The 3,162-nt window shown below is 50.5% G+C and carries 1 rRNA gene; it reads right to left on the bottom strand.

Features of this window, described 5'->3' with window-relative positions:
- Positions 1-256: 256 nt before the first annotated feature.
- Positions 257-3,149 (bottom strand): 23S ribosomal RNA (locus tag NY07_RS18370).
- Positions 3,150-3,162 lie beyond the last annotated feature (13 nt).

A 3,162-nucleotide genomic window follows, 5' to 3' on the forward strand; every position in this document is an offset into this window, starting at 1 on the left:
CATGTACTCTAGTACACTGTGCGCTTCGCTTCGTTACGGCTTTGTCAGCCAAACAATTACCTGCGTAATTAACCAAAATAATAAATTTGAAAAGCTGCACTCTTTATTCAAGAGCTAATTTGAGTCCGCACTTCAATCAAGTACTTGTATTCTTCTGATTCAGTAACCATTATTACGACCTCCATGGATGGAGGAAGTGCCAAGAAATGATTGGACTCATTTCCGGTACTTTGCAGTAAAAACCCTTTTGGGTTGTATGGTTAAGCCTCACGAGTCATTAGTACAGGTTAGCTCAACGCCTCACAACGCTTACACACCCTGCCTATCAACGTCCTAGTCTCGGACGGCTCTTTAGAGACCTTAAAGGTCTAGGGATGACTCATCTTAGGGCTCGCTTCCCGCTTAGATGCTTTCAGCGGTTATCGATTCCGAACGTAGCTACCGGGCAATGCCATTGGCATGACAACCCGAACACCAGCGGTTCGTCCACTCCGGTCCTCTCGTACTAGGAGCAGCTCCCTTCAATCATCCAACGCCCACGGCAGATAGGGACCGAACTGTCTCACGACGTTCTGAACCCAGCTCGCGTACCACTTTAAATGGCGAACAGCCATACCCTTGGGACCGACTTCAGCCCCAGGATGTGATGAGCCGACATCGAGGTGCCAAACACCGCCGTCGATATGAACTCTTGGGCGGTATCAGCCTGTTATCCCCGGAGTACCTTTTATCCGTTGAGCGATGGCCCTTCCATTCAGAACCACCGGATCACTATGACCTGCTTTCGCACCTGCTCGACGTGTATGTCTCGCAGTTAAGCTGGCTTATGCCATTGCACTAACCGTACGATGTCCGACCGTACTTAGCCAACCTTCGTGCTCCTCCGTTACTCTTTGGGAGGAGACCGCCCCAGTCAAACTACCCACCAGGCACTGTCCTCAACCCCGATTCAGGGGCCAGAGTTAGAACATCAACACTACAAGGGTGGTATTTCAAGGTTGACTCCACGAGAACTGGCGTTCCCGCTTCAAAGTCTCCCACCTATCCTACACATGTAGGGTCAATGTTCAGTGCCAAGCTATAGTAAAGGTTCACGGGGTCTTTCCGTCTAGCCGCGGGTATACGGCATCTTCACCGCAATTTCAACTTCACTGAGTCTCGGCTGGAGACAGCGTGGCCATCATTACGCCATTCGTGCAGGTCGGAACTTACCCGACAAGGAATTTCGCTACCTTAGGACCGTTATAGTTACGGCCGCCGTTTACCGGGGCTTCGATCATGAGCTTCTCCGAAGATAACCCAATCAATTAACCTTCCGGCACCGGGCAGGCGTCACACCGTATACGTCATCTTGCGATTTTGCACAGTGCTGTGTTTTTGATAAACAGTTGCAGCCACCTGGTATCTGCGACTGCCGTCAGCTTAGGGAGCAAGTCCCATCACCAACAGCAGCGTACCTTCTCCCGAAGTTACGGTACCATTTTGCCTAGTTCCTTCAGCCGAGTTCTCTCAAGCGCCTTGGTATTCTCTACCCGACCACCTGTGTCGGTTTGGGGTACGATTCCTGCTAACCTGAAGCTTAGAAGATTTTCCTGGAAGCATGGCATCAACTACTTCAGTTCCGTAGAACCTCGTCATCAACTCTCAGTATTAGGTACCCGGATTTGCCTAAGTACCCTACCTACAGTCTTAAACGCGGACAACCAACGCCGCGCTAGCCTAGCCTTCTCCGTCTCTCCATCGCAGTTAGCAGAAGTACGGGAATATTAACCCGTTTCCCATCGACTACGCCTTTCGGCCTCGCCTTAGGGGTCGACTTACCCTGCCCCGATTAACGTTGGACAGGAACCCTTGGTCTTTCGGCGTGGAGGTTTTTCACCCCCATTATCGTTACTCATGTCAGCATTCGCACTTCTGATACCTCCAGCGTGGGTTACCCCTTCACCTTCAACGGCTTACAGAACGCTCCTCTACCGCACTAGCGCAAGCGCTAGTGCCCATAGCTTCGGTGTATTGCTTAGCCCCGTTAAATCTTCCGCGCAGGCCGACTCGACTAGTGAGCTATTACGCTTTCTTTAAATGATGGCTGCTTCTAAGCCAACATCCTAGCTGTCTAAGCCTTCCCACATCGTTTCCCACTTAGCAATAACTTTGGGACCTTAGCTGATGGTCTGGGTTGTTTCCCTTTTCACGACGGACGTTAGCACCCGCCGTGTGTCTCCCGAGTAGTACTCATTGGTATTCGGAGTTTGCAAAGGGTTGGTAAGTCGGGATGACCCCCTAGCCTTAACAGTGCTCTACCCCCAATGGTATTCGCTCGAGGCGCTACCTAAATAGCTTTCGAGGAGAACCAGATATCTCCCGGTTTGATTGGCCTTTCACCCCCAGCCACAAGTCATCACCGCATTTTTCAACATACGTGTGTTCGGTCCTCCAGTTGATGTTACTCAACCTTCAACCTGCCCATGGCTAGATCACCGGGTTTCGGGTCTACACCTTGCAACTAAACGCGCAGTTAACACTCGGTTTCCCTACGGCTCCGCTATTCGCTTAACCTCGCTACAAAATGTAAGTCGCTGACCCATTATACAAAAGGTACGCAGTCACGGTCTCAAGAACCGCTCCCACTGCTTGTACGTATACGGTTTCAGGTTCTATTTCACTCCCCTCACAGGGGTTCTTTTCGCCTTTCCCTCACGGTACTGGTTCACTATCGGTCAGTCAGGAGTATTTAGCCTTGGAGGATGGTCCCCCCATATTCGAACAAGATATCACGTGTCCCGTCCTACTCGTTTTCACCTAAAGTTAGTTTTCATGTACGGGGCTATCACCCTGTATCGCTGTGCTTTCCAACACATTCCACTAACACCCTCTAGGCTTAAGGGCTAATCCCCGTTCGCTCGCCGCTACTAGGGGAATCTCGGTTGATTTCTTTTCCTAAGGGTACTTAGATGTTTCAGTTCCCCTCGTTCGCCTCATTAAGCTATGTATTCACTTAATGATGACAGCTTATGCTGCCGGGTTTCCCCATTCGGACATCGTTAGCTCAAATGCTTGTTACTAGCTCGCCAACGCTTTTCGCAAGTTACTACGTCCTTCATCGCCTCTGACTGCCAAGGCATCCACCGTATACGCTTAGTCACTTAACCATACAACCCAAAT

Origin of the sequence: Shewanella sp. ECSMB14101 (assembly GCF_000773485.1) — a bacterium.
In the GTDB taxonomy this organism is placed as follows: Bacteria; Pseudomonadota; Gammaproteobacteria; order Enterobacterales; family Shewanellaceae; genus Shewanella; species Shewanella marisflavi.